General features: G+C 60.2%; 19 protein-coding genes. 6 read left to right on the forward strand and 13 right to left on the reverse strand.

The features are described 5' to 3' along the window. Positions 1-15 precede the first annotated feature (15 nt). The 3 genes from AC1RR7_RS23595 (at position 16) to pdxH (ending at position 3055) form a co-directional block, all read left to right on the forward strand. The gene (locus AC1RR7_RS23595) at positions 16-1161 is read left to right on the forward strand and encodes a serine hydrolase domain-containing protein (RefSeq protein ID WP_102621501.1); all 1146 of its coding nucleotides are present in this window, start codon (positions 16-18) and stop codon (positions 1159-1161) included. A 112-nt stretch (positions 1162-1273) separates the two neighbouring features. After that, positions 1274-2383 carry an OmpA family protein gene (locus tag AC1RR7_RS23600; protein ID WP_273538497.1) on the forward strand — a complete coding sequence of 370 codons (1110 nt, stop codon included), beginning with the start codon at positions 1274-1276 and terminating at the stop codon, positions 2381-2383. 24 nt (positions 2384-2407) lie between these two features. Then, on the forward strand, positions 2408-3055 hold the full coding sequence (gene pdxH / locus AC1RR7_RS23605; protein WP_096819525.1) for a pyridoxamine 5'-phosphate oxidase: 648 nt from the start codon (positions 2408-2410) through the stop codon (positions 3053-3055). A gap of 5 nt (positions 3056-3060) precedes the next feature. On the opposite strand, the gene AC1RR7_RS23610 is transcribed toward pdxH, so the two are convergent. Continuing rightward, complete coding sequence (locus tag AC1RR7_RS23610; protein WP_096819524.1) at positions 3061-3297, reverse strand: hypothetical protein; 237 nt, start codon at positions 3295-3297, stop codon at positions 3061-3063. A 168-nt stretch (positions 3298-3465) separates the two neighbouring features. On the opposite strand from AC1RR7_RS23610, the gene AC1RR7_RS23615 reads away from it, so the two are divergent. After that, the gene (locus tag AC1RR7_RS23615; RefSeq protein WP_007918566.1) at positions 3466-3930 is read left to right on the forward strand and encodes an outer membrane lipoprotein; all 465 of its coding nucleotides are present in this window, start codon (positions 3466-3468) and stop codon (positions 3928-3930) included. 63 nt (positions 3931-3993) lie between these two features. Here the strand turns inward: AC1RR7_RS23615 and AC1RR7_RS23620 are convergent, their stop codons facing one another. The 5 genes from AC1RR7_RS23620 to nhaA all read right to left on the reverse strand — a co-directional run bounded on the left by AC1RR7_RS23620 (position 3994) and on the right by nhaA (position 8028). After that, positions 3994-4248, reverse strand: coding sequence for a colicin E3-like toxin immunity protein (locus tag AC1RR7_RS23620; RefSeq protein ID WP_102621498.1), 255 nt, complete (start codon positions 4246-4248; stop codon positions 3994-3996). 7 nt (positions 4249-4255) lie between these two features. Continuing rightward, complete coding sequence (locus AC1RR7_RS23625; RefSeq protein WP_493158528.1) at positions 4256-5476, reverse strand: S-type pyocin domain-containing protein; 1221 nt, start codon at positions 5474-5476, stop codon at positions 4256-4258. Between the two features lie 159 nt (positions 5477-5635). Then, the gene (locus AC1RR7_RS23630; protein ID WP_102621496.1) at positions 5636-6376 is read right to left on the reverse strand and encodes an ATPase; all 741 of its coding nucleotides are present in this window, start codon (positions 6374-6376) and stop codon (positions 5636-5638) included. After that, complete coding sequence (locus AC1RR7_RS23635) at positions 6373-6642, reverse strand: hypothetical protein (RefSeq protein ID WP_102621495.1); 270 nt, start codon at positions 6640-6642, stop codon at positions 6373-6375. The genes AC1RR7_RS23630 and AC1RR7_RS23635 overlap by 4 nt, the downstream gene beginning before the upstream one ends. A 198-nt stretch (positions 6643-6840) precedes the next feature. Continuing rightward, positions 6841-8028 (reverse strand): Na+/H+ antiporter NhaA, encoded by a 1188-nt coding sequence (nhaA, locus tag AC1RR7_RS23640; RefSeq protein WP_493158530.1) that lies wholly within the window; start codon positions 8026-8028, stop codon positions 6841-6843. Between the two features lie 246 nt (positions 8029-8274). Between nhaA and AC1RR7_RS23645 the strand changes: the two genes are divergently transcribed. Further along, positions 8275-9369: a PLP-dependent cysteine synthase family protein gene (locus tag AC1RR7_RS23645; protein WP_096819518.1), complete on the forward strand. Its 1095-nt coding sequence runs from the start codon at positions 8275-8277 to the stop codon at positions 9367-9369. A gap of 66 nt (positions 9370-9435) precedes the next feature. Here the strand turns inward: AC1RR7_RS23645 and AC1RR7_RS23650 are convergent, their stop codons facing one another. The 3 genes from AC1RR7_RS23650 to AC1RR7_RS23660 all read right to left on the reverse strand — a co-directional run bounded on the left by AC1RR7_RS23650 (position 9436) and on the right by AC1RR7_RS23660 (position 12457). Next, a complete protein-coding gene (locus AC1RR7_RS23650; protein WP_102621493.1) occupies positions 9436-11049 on the reverse strand; it encodes an NAD(P)/FAD-dependent oxidoreductase in 1614 nt (537 codons plus the stop codon). Positions 11050-11144: 95 nt separating this feature from the next. Next, the gene (locus tag AC1RR7_RS23655) at positions 11145-11798 is read right to left on the reverse strand and encodes a COG3650 family protein (protein ID WP_493158531.1); all 654 of its coding nucleotides are present in this window, start codon (positions 11796-11798) and stop codon (positions 11145-11147) included. Positions 11799-11857: 59 nt separating this feature from the next. Beyond that, positions 11858-12457: a short chain dehydrogenase gene (locus AC1RR7_RS23660; protein ID WP_493158532.1), complete on the reverse strand. Its 600-nt coding sequence runs from the start codon at positions 12455-12457 to the stop codon at positions 11858-11860. 103 nt (positions 12458-12560) lie between these two features. Between AC1RR7_RS23660 and AC1RR7_RS23665 the strand changes: the two genes are divergently transcribed. Beyond that, positions 12561-13475, forward strand: a complete 915-nt coding sequence (locus tag AC1RR7_RS23665) for a LysR family transcriptional regulator (protein WP_102621490.1) — start codon at positions 12561-12563, stop codon at positions 13473-13475. Here the strand turns inward: AC1RR7_RS23665 and AC1RR7_RS23670 are convergent. The 4 genes from AC1RR7_RS23670 to AC1RR7_RS23685 are packed head-to-tail and all read right to left on the reverse strand — an operon-like array spanning position 13466 to position 15912. Next, complete coding sequence (locus AC1RR7_RS23670) at positions 13466-13939, reverse strand: DoxX family protein (protein WP_102621489.1); 474 nt, start codon at positions 13937-13939, stop codon at positions 13466-13468. The genes AC1RR7_RS23665 and AC1RR7_RS23670 overlap by 10 nt on opposite strands. After that, the gene (locus AC1RR7_RS23675) at positions 13936-14694 is read right to left on the reverse strand and encodes an HvfC/BufC N-terminal domain-containing protein (protein WP_493158534.1); all 759 of its coding nucleotides are present in this window, start codon (positions 14692-14694) and stop codon (positions 13936-13938) included. The genes AC1RR7_RS23670 and AC1RR7_RS23675 overlap by 4 nt, the downstream gene beginning before the upstream one ends. Next, positions 14691-15578, reverse strand: coding sequence for an MNIO family bufferin maturase (gene bufB, locus AC1RR7_RS23680; protein WP_102621487.1), 888 nt, complete (start codon positions 15576-15578; stop codon positions 14691-14693). Before bufB ends, AC1RR7_RS23675 begins: the two co-directional genes overlap by 4 nt. A 25-nt stretch (positions 15579-15603) precedes the next feature. After that, complete coding sequence (locus AC1RR7_RS23685) at positions 15604-15912, reverse strand: BufA1 family periplasmic bufferin-type metallophore (RefSeq protein WP_096819509.1); 309 nt, start codon at positions 15910-15912, stop codon at positions 15604-15606. Positions 15913-16016 lie beyond the last annotated feature (104 nt).

The raw sequence follows: 16016 nt of genomic DNA on the forward strand, positions 1-16016 counted from the left end.
GCGGGGGAGTTGCGGGTGCAGATTCAGGGACATTACGAGCTTCAATTCGAAGCGGTGCGCGAAGCTTTCGCGGCACTGTTCGACGATCCCCAGGAACGTGGCGCCGCGTTGTGCATCCGGGTCGGCGGCGAAACCGTCCTCGACCTCTGGTCAGGTACCGCCGACAAGGACGGTGCCGAAGCCTGGCACAGCGACACCATCGCCAACCTGTTTTCCTGCACCAAGACTTTTACTGCCGTCACCGCGCTGCAACTGGTGGCCGAAGGCAAGTTACAACTCGATGTTCCGGTCGCCCGCTACTGGCCGGAATTCGCCGCCGCCGGCAAGGAATCCGTGACCCTGCGTCAACTGCTCTGCCATCAGGCCGGCCTGCCGGCCCTGCGCAAACTGTTGGCCCCCGAAGCCCTGTATGACTGGCAAACCATGGTCGACGCCCTCGCGACCGAAGCGCCGTGGTGGACGCCGGGCACCGGTCATGGTTATGCCGCGATCACTTACGGCTGGCTGATCGGCGAGTTGCTGCGGCGTGCCGACGGTCGCGGGCCGGGGGAATCCATCGTGGCGCGGGTCGCCAAACCGTTGGGGCTGGATTTCCATGTCGGCCTGGCCGACGAAGAATTCCATCGCGTGGCGCACATCGCACGGGGCAAGGGTAACGTTGGCGACGCCGCCGCCCAGCGCCTGTTGCAAGTCACCATGCGCGAGCCAACAGCCATGACCACTCGCGCCTTCACCAATCCGCCGTCGGTGCTTACCAGCACCAACAAACCGGAATGGCGCCGCATGCAGCAACCGGCGGCCAACGGCCACGGCAATGCACGCAGCCTGGCCGGGTTCTACGCCGGTCTGCTCGACGGCAGCCTGCTGGAAAGCGAAATGCTTGATGAGCTGACCCGCGAACACAGCCTCGGCGAGGACAAGACCTTGCTGACCCGCACCCGTTTCGGTCTCGGCTGCATGCTCGATCAACCTGACGTGCCAAACGCCACCTACGGCCTCGGCCCGCGGGCGTTCGGGCATCCGGGGGCGGGCGGTTCCATCGGTTTTGCTGATCCGGAGCACGATGTGGCCTTCGGATTTGTGACAAATACCCTGGGGCCGTACGTCTTGATGGATCCGCGCGCGCAGAAGCTGGCGCGGGTACTTGCCACTTGTCTGTAAAGCGTTACCAGAGGTTCCAGGGCCGGAACCTCGACCGGTTTTTCGATTCAAAGCGTCTGTTTATCCGGGCGAAAGTCCTCTGATTGTCCATTACTTATTTTGTGGGTTTCCAATGTCGTCCAAACAAACTCTCGCCCTGGCCCTGTGTTTCGCGATTACCGGTTGTGCACAGACTCCGAAGAATGACGCCGATGGCGGCAGCTGGTGGCCGTTCGGTTCTTCCGACAAAGTCGCGGCCAAGGAGCCGGCTCCGGCCCCTGCACCGTTGAAACCGGCCACCACCGCGACGGTCGCCAAGACCGAGAGCAGCAGCCATTGGTACTGGCCGTTCGGTTCCGATGACTCGGCGGACAAGGCCAAGGCCGACGTGAAGCCCGAAGTAAAACCTCAAGCCAAACCGGCTGTTGTCGCCAAGGCTGATGCCGACACGGGCAGCAAGTGGTGGTGGCCGTTCGGCGGCAAGTCGCAGGACACCGCCAAAGTCGTGCCGATGCCGGATCCAAAGGTCACTCAGGCCTGGCTGGATGACTACGAGCCGCGCCTGCGCACCGCGATCAAGGACAGCAATCTGCAACTTGAACGCCGTGAAAACGTGCTGGTCGTGATCGCACCGGTTGAAGGCTCGTTCAACCCGGATCGTCCGGCGATGCTGCTGCCGGTCACCCTTGGCCCGTTCACCCGCGTGGCAAAAATTCTCGAAGCCGACCCGAAAACCGCCGTGCTGGTGCTAGGTCACAGCGATACCACTGGCGCAGCCCCGGCAAACACCAAACTGAGCCAGGAACGCGCTCAGGCCGTGGCAGCGATCTTCCGTCTCAGCGGCTTGCAGCGTGATCGCCTGATGCTGCGCGGCATGGGCTCCGAAGCGCCGCGTGCGGCCAACGACAGCGTTGAAGGCCGTGCCCTGAACCGTCGTGTCGAACTGCTGGTGACCCCGCAAAACACCATGGTTGCGCTGCTGAGCAAGTACAACATGCCGGCTCCGGCACCAGTGACCATGGTCGCTGCCCAGGACGTCAAGCCTGTCGCCAAACCGGTCACCCCGGCGCCGGCGGCGAAGAAAGCCGCAGTACCGGCGACCAAAAAGGCTCCGGCCAAGAAAGCGGCTGCCAAGGCGCCAGCGAAGAAGGCACCAGCGAAGACTCCGGCGAAGAAAACCGCTCCAGCCAAAGCCGCCGCAAGCGACAAGAAAGTCGTTGCGACCGACGCGGCAAAACAGTAATCCGCTAACGAAAAGGAATGCGCCATGACCCAGGCTCTGGCAGATATGCGTCGTGATTACACCCGGGATGGCCTGACCGAGGCGCAAGCCCCGGCCGAGCCTTTCGCGCTGTTCCACCAGTGGTTTGCCGATGCGGTGAAAACCGAGCAGGCCCCGGTGGAAGCCAACGCCATGACCCTGGCCACGGTCGATGCGGACGGTCGACCGCACTGCCGCATTCTGCTGCTCAAGGGCCTGGACGAGCAGGGCTTCACCTTCTTCACCAACTACGAAAGCGCCAAGGGCCAGCACCTGGCCGCGAATCCGTTCGCGGCCATGACGTTCTTCTGGCCGACCCTGGAGCGCCAGGTGCGCATCGAAGGGCGGGTGGTGAAGGTCACACCCGAGGAGTCCGACGCGTACTATCAAGTGCGCCCGCTGGGCAGCCGACTGGGTGCCTGGGCGTCACCGCAGAGCCGGGTGATCAACGGCCGGGGTGAACTGGAAGATTTGCTCAAGGCTACCGAGCAACGCTTCACCGACACCCAGCCCGACTGCCCGGAACACTGGGGCGGCTATCGCTTGCTCCCCGAGCGCATCGAATTCTGGCAGGGCCGCGCGAGCCGTCTGCACGATCGCCTCAACTACCGTTTGCAGGGCGCCGACTGGATTCTTGAACGTCTGGCACCTTAAGCAGTCTACCGAGCGGGATAGCCTGCCGCAGCGGCCTCAAGCCACTTCGGCAGGTCCCGACGCCTGATCTTCTGCGATCGGGCTTGCGCCAGCCGTTCGAGCATGAAGGCGCGTTTGCCTTCATCCTTGCCGGCCAGTGACAATGCCAGATCGCGGTCCATCCAGCGTTTGATCCGCACGTACAACCACCAGTGGAAGTACAAACCGGCGACGGTTGTGACGACAATGATGAAGTAATCCATGAAAATCCTTGGGGTCGGCGGCGCAAGCTATGTATTTTGGCGCTACTGTTGGGTGAGTTCGTGGAGGCCCTGTACCGGGCCTGAATGAAACCAAATTTATCCGGGCGGCGCCGTGACAGGCGTCAAGCTGCGGAGTTTAATGAATACCTGTCCTTTGGAGTTGATCCTATGCGTAAGTCTGTTCTGCTGGTTGCTTCCTTTTCCACGATGGCGATGTTGCTTACCGGCTGCCAATCGAGCCTGACCGGTGACTCCTACTCCCGTGACGAAGCGCGTCGCGTGCAGACGATTCGCATGGGCACCATCGAATCCCTGCGTCCAGTGAAAATCGAAGGCACCAAGACCCCGATCGGCGGCCTCGCCGGTGCAGCGGTGGGCGGTGTCGGCGGCAGCGCCATCGGCGGCGGTAAAGGCAGCATCGTTGCAGCCGTTATCGGTGCTGTGGCCGGCGGCCTGATCGGTTCGGCCACCGAAGAAGGCCTGACCCGTACCCAAGGCGTTGAAATCACCGTGCGCGAAGACGACGGCAGCATGCGCGCCTACGTGCAGCAAGTGCAGGAGAATGAAGTGTTCCGCGTCGGTGAGCGGGTACGGATTTCGACTGTCGGCGGGACCAGCCGCGTTTCGCACTAAGCGGGAACGAGCGGTAAAAGAAAACCCCGATCAGGTGACTGGTTGGGGTTTTTTGTTTGGCGTTTACCAGTGATCTCGATAGACGAATGCGATTTGATAGTCATAAGAAGATGAATCAATGACGTGCTTAAAGTACGGTTGAAGAATACTCACCCAGTGTGAGAGCACATCGAATCCGCCGTTGTTTATATTGTTTTCAATTGGCATGCCGAGTGATTCGATTACAGAGCCGTCGTCACCGAAGTCCTTCGTTAATTCCTCTCCTACGCCCAGTTCGGTTTCCTTGTCATACCATTCGAGTCTGGCTTTCAGTCCCATAAAAACCTCATAAATATTTTTTGATGCTTCGCTTTTTCTTTTTGGGTGGATCTAGTTGCTTGCCGGTTCTATGGTCGTACGATCCCAAATGAGTACCGTCACTTGACCGGTACGTCTCAAGCTCACCGTGAAGAAAGTCCCATTCATATATTGTTCTCCCTTTCGCGTCTGTCCAGCGATCCCGGAGCCCACCCGAGTACGGGGTTTTCTTTTTTGCTCTCTTTAATCCCGGAAATGCAGTGATTTCGTCTGTCTCAGGAGCCGGGTGGTAGGTGTGACCAGCCTTGGCTGTGCCATGCCCGCGTACATTTAGAACAATATATAGCGGCTTAACTCCAGAATCCGCCGGAAACACCAATATGAAATCCCGATAATCCGGAGGATAAACCGGATTCACCAGAATCCCGTCCGCCGCTTTCGTCGGCGGATACACCCAGATATGCGGTGCCTGCGGAGCAGCCTCCAGCGCCGGGATGCCGAGGATGTCGGAGCCGTCCACAGCCGGTGTCCAGATCAGTTCGATGCCTTCGCCGAGGTCTGCAACAAACCGGTTACCGCGTGCAGTGAACTGCGCGACATCAACCATTTCCCAGTCGCGATTCTTGCCGGTGTAGAAACCGTAACCCTTGAGGCTGCCATCCGCCTGCTGTTCGACACGCAAGCGCACGCGGGTTCGAGCCTGTTTGAGGGCTAGCAACTGGTCTTCGGTGTAGAGGGCGCTGTCGCCCAGGTTCGATGGCATGAGCAACGCCACCAGCCCGACCAAAGGTGTCACAACGGCGGTAGACGCTATGGCGGGCAATGCCTTGAACGACTCACCCGCAAGGGCGAAGGTGCCCAGACCCGCCGGGATGGCAGTGCCGCTGATTTTCTTGAGCGCAACACCACCGCTGTCATCGGCTTCACGGCCACCGAGCAGGATCAGGTCGCCGTAATCTTTCAGGCTGTCAGTCGGCACCATCCCCGAAGGATTCGAGTAATCGATGATCGCGTCCGGCAACTTGCAGGACTTGGCGAACACGCAGCCGGCACGCACCGGCTCAGGCCTGTTCGACGCGACCTCACGGCTGCGTTCGAAAGCGTCCTGTCGCGCCAGCATGGCGTCGTACTTGTTTTGTCGTTCGTCCTGATCGGCCAGCTCGGTGGCCGTCATGTAGCGGTAGGTGACGTGATGCCCGTTGCCTGCCGGTGGGTTGGGAACCCGGGGAATGTCCTTTTGACCAGCCACTGATTGTCCTTTCGTTCATGCATCGGCAGCCCCTCGAAAGGGGCTGCACGACGTTAACGAAGCAGGAAAATCGTGGCTGTAGGACGCGTCTCTAAAGACGTGGGGATTGTTCGACGTGAATCAGGGCCGACGCTAAGAGAAGTCGAGAGGACTTGTAATCTAGATCAGTTTATCCAGTACAAACTCTTTAAACCAAGGTGGCTGAACGTCTGACTTGATTTCAATCAGCTCTCCGTCTGTGATCTCTGCTACTTGTGTCAGCCCTTCGCTACCTTCGTCGGAGTTATCAAAGATATAGGCTCTGTTCGAGGTGAGGATTGCGTCCGATAGAAGCGCCAGAGACCTCCAATAACGCTTTCGTATCTTTTCAGGAGGAACGTTGTGCCCACCCTGTGATACGCGATAGGCAACCCTGGCAACATTGATTTCCGGGTCTGCTGTTGCAACGTAATAGACGTAAACCCTATAGCCGGATCTCTGGGCTTCGTAGAGCAAGTCGACTTTATCTGATGAGGACATGACGGTTTCGAACGTAAAACTGATTTTCTCTTTGATCAGAGAGCGCCGTATGAAGTCGGAAAGAGCGGAGGCTACATAGGAGTCGATCTGAGTATCCGAGAAGCTGAGCCTGTCACCTTCAATCGTAATCGAATCCAATTTTGCCAATGACTCTGGAGCTTTTTTTAGCAGGGCGTGGTTGCGGAAAAAATCGAAAATGTCATTTTTGTGAGATTCGATGCGATAGGTGGTGAAATCAAAATAACCAGTGTCTTTGATTGCACGCTCTATATCATCTGGGTTTATGTAATTTCCCAATAGATGGGCAGGAACCAGCCGATTAAAGGTGCTTTTTCCTGAGCCATTTGGTCCGGCGAATATACGTACCCTCGGTGTGCTCAAGAAACGACCTGTTTAGACAGTTTGCTGATTTGCAGGCGAGTCCCGCTTTTCAGGTTTCCATATGTGCCGATCGAGCGCAGTGCAACCGAAGATTTTTCTGTCACTTCAAACAGCTGACCATCTTTGGCGACAAGCACAGCAGCCCCATTGGCAAGCGCCATTTTGTAGGCGTTGTTGAACGCTTTCAGGGCAATGTCTGGAATATAAGACTCCTGCACGGCAATCTGACTGTCCGTCATTGGGCGCTTTTCTGCTTTGCGTGACATGGAAGGCTCCGAAAAAACGTTCTGAGGTGACGCTGCTGTCAACAGAAGATATAGCACACTTGAAAGGCTCAGGTTAAGCGCTGCGAGCAGCACCAACGGGAGATTTACCATGTCTTTGCAAGGTTCTGGAGCCCAATCATGTGTGTGGATCTTTCATTGAGTCTTGGCCCCTCCAGAGAGAGGGCCGTAATGTGCGACTTAACTGCCTTGCATGGATCCTTTTCTGCTCGCGGCCAATGTCACCGCATAACCGATCAATGCAGCGAACACTGAGCCGGTGAGAATGCCCATCCGGTCCATCCCGGCGTATTCACTGGCACCCGGCACGAAGGCCAGCGAGCCGACAAACAGGCTCATGGTAAAGCCGATCCCGCAGAGGATCGCCACGCCAAGCACCTGGCCCCAATTGGCGCCCTGAGGCAGGGCGGCGATGCCGGTCTTGACCGAAAGCCAGGTCAGGCCGAACACGCCAACGGTCTTGCCCAGCAGCAGGCCGACGGCGATGCCCATCGGTACATGGTGCGTGAAGCTTTCGGCGGTCACACCGGTCAGCGACAGACCGGCGTTGGCGAAGGCGAACAGCGGCAGAATGCCGTAGGCGACCCACGGGTGCAGCGCGTGTTCCAGGGTCAGCAGCGGCGAAGGCTCTGCGTTTTTGGTGCGCAGCGGGATGCAGAACGCGAGGGTCACGCCGGCCAGCGTCGCATGGACACCGCTCTTGAGGACGCAGACCCACAGGATCAGACCAATGATCATGTACGGCCCGAGCTTGACCACCCCGAGTCGGTTCATCGCCACCAGAGCCGCGATGCACGCCGCCGCCAGACCCAGCGACAGGGTCGAGAGTTCGCCGGAATAGAAGATCGCGATGATCACGATGGCGCCCAGGTCATCGATGATCGCCAGGGTCATCAGGAACAGCTTCAGCGACACCGGCACTCGCTTGCCGAGCAAGGCCAGCACGCCGAGGGCGAAGGCGATGTCGGTGGCGGTCGGAATCGCCCAGCCGTCGAGGGCGGCCGGGTTGTCGCGGTTGAGGAACCAGTAGATCAGCGCCGGCACCAGCATGCCGCCAATCGCGGCCGCGCCGGGCAGGACGATCTGCGACGGTTTCGACAGCTGACCGTCGAGGACTTCGCGCTTCACTTCCAGGCCGATCAGCAGGAAGAACAGCGCCATCAGGCCGTCGTTGATCCACAGCAGCAAGGGCTTGGCGATTTTCAACGCGCCGATCTGCGCCACCACGGGGGTATCGAGCAGGCCGCTGTACAACCACGACAGCGGCGAGTTGTTGATGATTAAAGCCAGGATGGCCGCGGCGATCAGTAACAGACCGCTGGCAGCTTCCAACTGAAAGAAACGCGTGAAAGTGCTACGCAGAGGCAAGGTCGCTCTCCATCGATAAAGTCAAAAGGTGGGACACCCTAACCCGTACCGTTAGTTGTTAAAACAAAAGTTATATTCTTTTTTGTTATATGTGGTTACAGAGCGCCCAGTCGACGTGCAGCAGAGCCTAGCAGTTGCCCAAGGGATTGAAGCTCAGCTGTATCTGTCGGTGCCGTAGGTTTTTTCCTAAGCTTGGGGGCTGAGCCTGTGAAGGCACTTCTGCCCGATTCAACGAGATCAACAGCCATGAGCGACAACCGACAGTGGGCCCGCGAAGCCATCCGGATCATCGAAGCTGACTTCCAGCGCAGCGCCGACACGCACCTGATCCCCTTGCCGCTGCCGGGGTTCCCGGGCATCGAGTTGTACTTCAAGGACGAGTCCAGCCATCCCACCGGCAGCCTCAAGCACCGTCTGGCCCGTTCGCTGTTTCTCTACGCCTTGTGTAACGGCTGGCTCAAGCCAGGCGCGCCGGTGATCGAGGCGTCCAGTGGTTCGACGGCGATTTCCGAAGCGTACTTCGCGCGGATGCTGGGGCTGCCGTTCATTGCGGTGATGCCGGCGACCACGTCCAAGGAGAAGATCGCCCAGATCGCGTTCTATGGCGGCAAGAGTCACCTGGTGGACGATCCGACCCAGATCTACGCCGAATCCGAACGTCTGGCCCGCGAACACGATGGGCACTTCATCGACCAGTTCACCTACGCCGAACGCGCCACCGACTGGCGGGCGAACAACAACATCGCCGAGTCGATTTTCCAGCAGATGCGCTACGAGCAGCACCCGTGCCCGGCCTGGCTGATTTCCAGCCCCGGCACCGGCGGCACCACCGCAACCCTCGGCCGCTACGTGCGCTATCGCCAACATTGCACCCGCGTGCTGTGTGCCGATGCCGAGCGTTCGGTGTTCTTCGACTTTTACCAGACCGGCGATGCCAGCTTGCGTCTGGATCACGGTTCGCGGATCGAAGGCATCGGCCGGCCACGGGTGGAAGCGTCGTTCCTGCCCAAGGTGATCGATGCGATGGTCAAGGTGCCGGATGCCTTGTCGCTGGCGGCCATGCATTACCTGGCGCAGCGTCTGGGCCGGCATGTGGGTGGGTCGAGCGGCACCAATCTGATCGGCGCGCTGATGGCGGCGCAGCAGATGAAAGCGGCGGGAGAGTCGGGGTCGATCGTGGCGATTCTGTGCGATGGCGGCGAGCGCTACGCAGACACCTATTACGATCAGGCGTGGCTCAAGGCGCAGGGCTATGAGCTGGATGGATTGATGGCCGCTGTTGCGGCGAGTGCCGAGAAGGGTGAAGCGCTGCCGGCCTCGGTTCTGCGCGCCAATATCTGACGCCGAATACGACTGTGGGAGCGAATTCGCTCCCACAGGTTTTTGCATTGTTTCAGGTATTGCAGATCAGTCTTTCAGACCGAGGATGTCGCGTGCGACAGCTTCCGCGATGCGAATCCCGTCAACACCCGCCGACAGAATCCCGCCCGCATAACCCGCGCCTTCACCGGCCGGGAACAGACCTTTGACGTTCATGCTCTGCAGCGTCTCATCACGAGTGATGCGCAGCGGCGACGAGGTGCGCGTCTCGATCCCGGTCAGCACCGCATCGTGCAACGAATAACCGCGAATCTGCTTCTCGAACGCCGGCAACGCTTCGCGAATCGCTTCGATGGCGAAATCCGGCAAGGCCAGGGCCAGATCGCCCAGCGCTACCCCCGGTTTGTACGACGGTTCGACTTCGCCCAGTTCGGTCGAAGGAATGTCGTTGATGAAGTCGCCGACCAGTTGCGCCGGCGCCTTGTAGTCACTGCCGCCGAGGATGAAGGCGTGGGACTCCAGACGCTCCTGCAACTCGATCCCGGCCAGCGGACCGCCCGGATAATCGACTTCCGGGGTGATGCCGACGACGATGCCGGAGTTGGCGTTGCGCTCGTTACGCGAGTACTGGCTCATGCCGTTGGTGACCACGCGATTCGGCTCGGAGGTCGCGGCGACCACGGTGCCACCCGGGCACATGCAGAAGCTGTAGACCGAACGGCCGTTCTTGGCGTGGTGCACCAGTTTGTAGTCGGCGGCTCCCAACTTGGGGTGACCGGCGTACTTGCCCAGTCGCGCACGGTCGATCAGCGATTGCGGGTGCTCGATGCGGAAACCCACCGAGAACGGCTTGGCTTCCATGAACACGCCACGGCTGTGGAGCATGCGGAAGGTGTCGCGGGCACTGTGGCCGAGGGCCAGGACCACGTGTTTCGAATGCAGGGTTTCGCCGCTGGCCAGCTCGACGCCGACCAGTTGGCCGTCTTCGATCAGCACGTCGGTGACGCGCTCCTGGAAGCGCACTTCGCCGCCCAGGGCGCGGATCTCTTCACGCATGGTCTCGACCATGCCGGTCAGACGGAACGTACCGATGTGCGGCTTGCTGACGTAAAGAATCTCTTCCGGGGCGCCGGCCTTGACGAATTCGTGCAAGACTTTGCGGCCGAGGAATTTCGGATCCTTGATCTGGCTGTACAGCTTGCCGTCGGAGAACGTGCCCGCGCCGCCTTCGCCGAACTGCACGTTGGACTCGGGGTTGAGCACACTTTTGCGCCACAGGCCCCAGGTGTCCTTGGTGCGCTGGCGCACTTCGGTGCCGCGTTCGAGGATGATCGGCTTGAAGCCCATCTGGGCCAGCAGCAGGCCGGCGAAGATTCCGCACGGGCCGAAACCGACCACGATCGGACGCAGGCTCAGGTCGCTCGGCGCCTGGCCGACGAATTTGTAGCTGACATCCGGCGCCACGTTGACGTTGCGGTCATCGGCGAACTTGCCCAGCACTTTCGCCTCGTCGCGCACTTCGAGGTCGATGGTGTAGATGAAGCACAGTTCGGAGGACTTTTTGCGCGCATCGTAGCTGCGCTTGAACAAGGTGAAATCGAGCAGGTCATCGCTGGCGATGCCCAGGCGTTGCACGATGGCAGCGCGCAGGTCTTCGTCGGGATGGTCGATCGGCAGCTTGAGTTCAGTGATTCGTAACATGACAGGATCCGGTTCGCGGGGCGCACAACTGCGCCAGGGCGTTTGAAGGCGGCGATTATAAGCCGCAACGGCCGGATCCCGTGAGGGTAAAACGATCAGTCGTTGCGCGAACCGCCGAAATACCCGCAACCACGCTGCACCTTGCCGTCGATCCGCAGCTCGGCACTCATGTGCTGCACGCTGCCGGTGTTGCTGTCGACGCAACGCTGCGGCGCCACCCACAACTCGATGCGCTGGTTGTTGGCTTCGCTGCTGAGGTTGAAACGACCGTCGCCCAGTTGCTCTTCGACGTAAGGCACGGCGAGCGGTGGCTGGCCTTCGCGGTCGATGACCATGCCTTTGCCGCTGACCTTGACGTTCCATTCCTGGCCATGGCCGGCAGCGCGCAGGATCAGTTGCTTGAAGTTCGGATCATCGCAGGCAGTGCCGGAACGTTCGACGCGATACAACTGGGTCAGGTCGAGGCGGTCACCGGCGATCTTCCCGCGCACGTCGGCGAACAGCTTGCCCTGTTGATCGGCCAGCGTGGCGGCCTCTTGCAGGACGCTGGTACCGCCGATGTCGTTGACCACGTATTGGCGCTGCTCGCCGCAAGCCTGGAACACCAGTTTGCCGTCGGCAGCGGTCAGTTGCCCCTGCATCCGCGTCTGGCCGACGTGGGAGGCGCTTTCCCGCGCGCCATCGAACAACTGGCACGCGGCAAACAGAGGGAGCAGGGCAACAACGATCAAGGAACGGGCAACACGCATCTTTGGCTCTCCAGACAAGTGCCGCCACGTTACGCAGGCTGACCGTTCATCACAAGGGTTTAGCCCACGTGAAATGTCTGACCTGTCTGCAAGCCTTCGACACTTTTGGCGTAGGCCAATGCCACATCTGCCGCAGGAACTGGCTTGTAGCCGCGGAAGTACGGGGCGTAGCTGCCCATGGCTTCCACCAGCACGGTCGGGCTGATCGAGTTCACGCGCAGGCCGCGTGGCAGCTCGATGGCGGCGGCGCGGACGAAGCTGTCGAGCGCGCCGTTGACCAGTGCAGCCGAAGCACCGCTGCGGATCGGGTCGTGGCTCAGTACGCCGGTGGTAAAGGTGAACGACGCGCCATCGTTGGCGAACTCGCGGCCGATCAGCAGCAGGTTGACCTGGCCCATCAGTTTGTCTTTCAGGCCGAGGGCGAAGCTCTCTTCGTTCATTTCACCCAGTGGGGCGAAGGTCACGTTGCCGGCGGCGCACACCAGGGCGTCGAACTTGCCGGTCTTTTCGAACAGCTTGCGGATCGATGCGCTGTCGCTGATATCCACCTGGAAATCGCCGCTGCTGCGGCCGATGCGAATGACTTCGTGACGCTGCGACAGTTCTTTGTCCACGGCCGAACCGATGGTGCCGCCTGCGCCGATCAACAGAATTTTCATCGTGCTTGCCTCAAGTGATTGAACGAGGTTTCAGTCTAGAGTGGTTTTTTCTGCTGATAAGCGCACTAATGGGCAACCTTTGGTTTTCAAATGGAAACAATCCATGAGCGAGATGGATGATCTGGCGGCGTTCGCGGTGTTGATCGAGGCGGGCAGTTTTACCTTGGCGGCGCAGCAACTGGGGTGCAGCAAGGGGCAGTTGTCCAAGCGCATCAGTCAGCTGGAAACACGGTTTTCCGTGGTGTTGCTGCAGCGCACGACGCGTCGGTTGAGCCTGACAGCGGCGGGGGCGGCGCTGTTACCGCAGGCCCAGGCGCTGGTAGTCCAGGTCGAAAGGGCGCGTCAGGCATTGGCGCGATTGAAGGACGATATGGCCGGTCCCGTGCGTATGACCGTGCCGGTGTCGCTCGGGGAAACGTTCTTCGATGGACTGCTGCTGGAGTTCTCCCAGAAATACCCGGAAGTGCAGATCGAGCTGGAGTTGAACAACAGCTACCGCGATCTCTCCCGCGATGGCTTCGATCTGGCTATTCGCACGGAAGTCGCCAACGACGAGCGACTGGTAGCCAGGCCCTTGCTTGCCTGGCAGGAAATGACCTGTGCCAGTCCGGCGTATCTTGAGCGTTTCGGCGAGCCGCTGACGCCGCAGGCACTGGTCGAACACCGTTGCCTGCTCAACAGTCATTACAGCGGTCGCGAAGAGTGGCTGTATCACCAGCAGCACGAATTGTTGCGGGTGCGGGTATCGGGGCCGTTCGCCAGCAATCACTACAACCTGTTGAAGAAAGCCGCACTGGCCGGCGCCGGCATCGCACGCTTGCCGTCCTATCTGCTGCAGGCGGAATTGGCTGACGGCCGATTGCGCTGGCTCCTTCGTGATTTTCAGACCCGGCGCATGCCGATGTACCTGGTGCATCCGTATCAGGGCGGGTTACCGAAACGTACCCAAGTGCTGGCGGACTACCTGATCGGCTGGTTCAAGCGCAGCGGCGAGGCGCTGGACCGGCTTCAGCGGTAACGGCGGGCGATCAGATGATCGATCGACAGTTTGCCCGGCCCGGTGGTCATCAGGTACAGCAGAACGGCGGCCCAGGTGCCGTGAGTCGGGTAGGCGTCGGGGTACACGAACAACTCGATGACCAACGTCATGCCCAGCAATGCCAGCGCCGAAAACCGAGTGGCGAAGCCGACGAGGATCAGGATCGGGAAAAAGTGTTCGGCGAACGCGGCCAGGTGAGCGGCAATTTCCGGTGACACCAGCGGCACGTGGTATTCGCTCTGGAACAACGGAATCGTCGAGTCGGCCAAGTGCGGCCAGCCGATCTGGAAGGTGCCGTCGATCAGGTCGATGGCCAGACCCTCGACCTTGGTCTGCCCGGATTTCCAGAACACCGCCGCGATGGAAAAACGTGCGATGAAGGCGATCAGGCTGTGTGGGATTTTTTCCAGCAGTGCAATGGCACGGGCAACGAGGCTGTTCATGGCGAAACCTTTGGGTGGAAATGGGTGAGGGCATGGCGGCTGATCAACAGGGCCAGGGTCTGGCTGAGATCGAAGGCTTCTGCAGATTCCAGCGCCTGAGTGAGTGACAGGCCGGCCTTGAGCTGACGAATGAACTGGCTGGCGCCGTGATCCACGGCGAATACCTCGACCTCCAGGCCGTTGCGCAGGACCAGCGCCTGTTGGGCCTGATTCAGATCGATCCCGGCCAGCGTGTTGTCGTGCTGGTGCGCGGCCCAGATATCCACCACGGCAAAGGCTGAATCGAGCACATGCAGCGAAGGATGCAGACCGATTTGCAGATTGCTCAGAGCCTCTTGATCAGCGAATGCAGCAGCAATCTGTTCCTGGCTCAACGGCGATGCATCGGCGGCGTGATAGGCCAGCGTGCGCAAGCGCTCCAGCCGCGCGACATCGGCGAGGTAAGGAACGCTCGACGCCGGTTCGAATCCGCTGATGAAGTCCGCCAGATCACTGCCGTAGTCGCTCATCAACGGACTGTGTGGTGGATGGTTTTGAATGAAAACTCCGGCCATGGCGCGGAAGAATTCCTCTCCTACCAATTGCATTACCACGGGATAACTGTCGGCCAGTGCATTGCTCAACGAACCCTGCACGTTGTTGCGGTACACCGCGAATCGACTGGCCGGATCGGCCCCGTTGGCGCTGCACAAGCCGTCGGGGCAAGGCTGGCTAATGTCGAGGAGTGCTGCGCTGAAAGTGGCTTGGACACTCATGGCCGACCTCCTGCGCAAAGCAGAAGCTCATCGGCCTGTTGCGCTTCGGCCAGCAGCACGTTGAAGGCTGGCACCTGATTGTCCCGCTCGATCAACGTCGCCACCGGGCCGACGCGTTCCAGCGCTTGCCGGTACAACGACCAGACGGCCTGATCGATCGGTGCGCCGTGATCGTCGATCAGCAAGCGATCACCGAGGCTGTCGGAATCTTCGGCAAAACCCGCGAGATGAATCTCGCCGACGGCGTGCAATGGCAGTGCGTCGAGGTAGGCCAGGGGATCGCGCTGATGGTTGATGCACGAGACATAGACGTTGTTCACGTCCAGCAACAAACCACAGCCGCTGCGCCGGATGACTTCACGGATGAAGTCCGCTTCGTCGATCGTCGAGCGCTGGAATGCCAGATACGTCGCCGGGTTTTCCAGCAGCATCGGGCGCTTGAGAGTGTTCTGCACCTGGTCGATGTGATCGCAGACGCGATTCAGCGTCGGCGTGTCGTAAGCAAGGGGCAATAGATCATTGAGAAACACCGGGCCGTGGCTCGACCAGGCCAGGTGTTCGGAAAAGGATTGGGGTTGATAACGCTCGATCAGCGCGCTCAGGCGTTTGAGGTGTTGAACATCCAGCGGGCCTTCGGCACCGATGGACAAGCCGACGCCATGCAGCGACAGCGGATACGCCTCGCGGATCAAACCCAGAAAGTGATGGAAGGGGCCGCCGGCCACCATGTAGTTTTCGGCGTGGACTTCGAAGAAACCGATGTCCGGTAAAGAACCGAGCACTTCACGAAAGTGCCCGGTCTTGAGCCCCAGCCCGGCACGGGGCGGGAGCCCGGGGAGGGCTGCCCGAGTGCGGGTGGAGGCATGGTCGCAGGAAGTGATCATGGTCGACACTCGGACAGCCGCCGGATCAGGACTTGGCCTTGAAGGCTTCCATCTGACCGAAACCGGTCGGCGAGGTTTTGCTTTCGGTGGTGGCGCAGGTGCCTTTCGGAACGAACTTCCAGGAGTTGGCCTGGTAATCCATTTTCGCCGTGCCTGCGCAGGTGGTGCCGGCGCCGGCGGCGCAATCGTTATGACCTTTCATGGCCACGCCGAAGCATTTTTCCATGTTGGTGTTGTCGGCAGCCTGGACGGTCGAAACGGCGGCCATGCTCAGGGCGGAACCGAGGGCCAGAACCAGGGCGGTGGCGGACAGGGTGCGGGTGGTAGCGGTCATGATGTTTCTCCGGTTTCAACTTGGGTTGGAACAAGCGATGTGCGCTTGCTTACCCCACTAGAGAAACGACCTGGCGATGCGTTACAGCGATCGCGAAAATAATT

The sequence above is a fragment of the Pseudomonas sp. GW821-FHT11G12 genome, from assembly GCF_058808055.1.

Excerpts from the sequence above, each read along its gene's own strand:
- AC1RR7_RS23670 (WP_102621489.1), bottom strand. The coding sequence starts at position 13,939 with ATGAACAGCCTCGTTGCCCGTGCCATTGCACTGCTGGAAAAAATCCCA.
- AC1RR7_RS23675 (WP_493158534.1), bottom strand. The coding sequence starts at position 14,694 with ATGAGTGTCCAAGCCACTTTCAGCGCAGCACTCCTCGACATTAGCCAG.
- AC1RR7_RS23645 (WP_096819518.1), top strand. The coding sequence starts at position 8,275 with ATGAGCGACAACCGACAGTGGGCCCGCGAAGCCATCCGGATCATCGAA.
- AC1RR7_RS23620 (WP_102621498.1), bottom strand. The coding sequence starts at position 4,248 with ATGGGACTGAAAGCCAGACTCGAATGGTATGACAAGGAAACCGAACTG.
- AC1RR7_RS23685 (WP_096819509.1), bottom strand. The coding sequence starts at position 15,912 with ATGACCGCTACCACCCGCACCCTGTCCGCCACCGCCCTGGTTCTGGCC.
- AC1RR7_RS23655 (WP_493158531.1), bottom strand. The coding sequence starts at position 11,798 with ATGCGTGTTGCCCGTTCCTTGATCGTTGTTGCCCTGCTCCCTCTGTTT.
- AC1RR7_RS23650 (WP_102621493.1), bottom strand. The coding sequence starts at position 11,049 with ATGTTACGAATCACTGAACTCAAGCTGCCGATCGACCATCCCGACGAA.
- bufB (WP_102621487.1), bottom strand. The coding sequence starts at position 15,578 with ATGATCACTTCCTGCGACCATGCCTCCACCCGCACTCGGGCAGCCCTC.
- AC1RR7_RS23665 (WP_102621490.1), top strand. The coding sequence starts at position 12,561 with ATGAGCGAGATGGATGATCTGGCGGCGTTCGCGGTGTTGATCGAGGCG.
- pdxH (WP_096819525.1), top strand. The coding sequence starts at position 2,408 with ATGACCCAGGCTCTGGCAGATATGCGTCGTGATTACACCCGGGATGGC.
- AC1RR7_RS23610 (WP_096819524.1), bottom strand. The coding sequence starts at position 3,297 with ATGGATTACTTCATCATTGTCGTCACAACCGTCGCCGGTTTGTACTTC.
- AC1RR7_RS23600 (WP_273538497.1), top strand. The coding sequence starts at position 1,274 with ATGTCGTCCAAACAAACTCTCGCCCTGGCCCTGTGTTTCGCGATTACC.
- AC1RR7_RS23635 (WP_102621495.1), bottom strand. The coding sequence starts at position 6,642 with ATGTCACGCAAAGCAGAAAAGCGCCCAATGACGGACAGTCAGATTGCC.
- AC1RR7_RS23615 (WP_007918566.1), top strand. The coding sequence starts at position 3,466 with ATGCGTAAGTCTGTTCTGCTGGTTGCTTCCTTTTCCACGATGGCGATG.
- AC1RR7_RS23660 (WP_493158532.1), bottom strand. The coding sequence starts at position 12,457 with ATGAAAATTCTGTTGATCGGCGCAGGCGGCACCATCGGTTCGGCCGTG.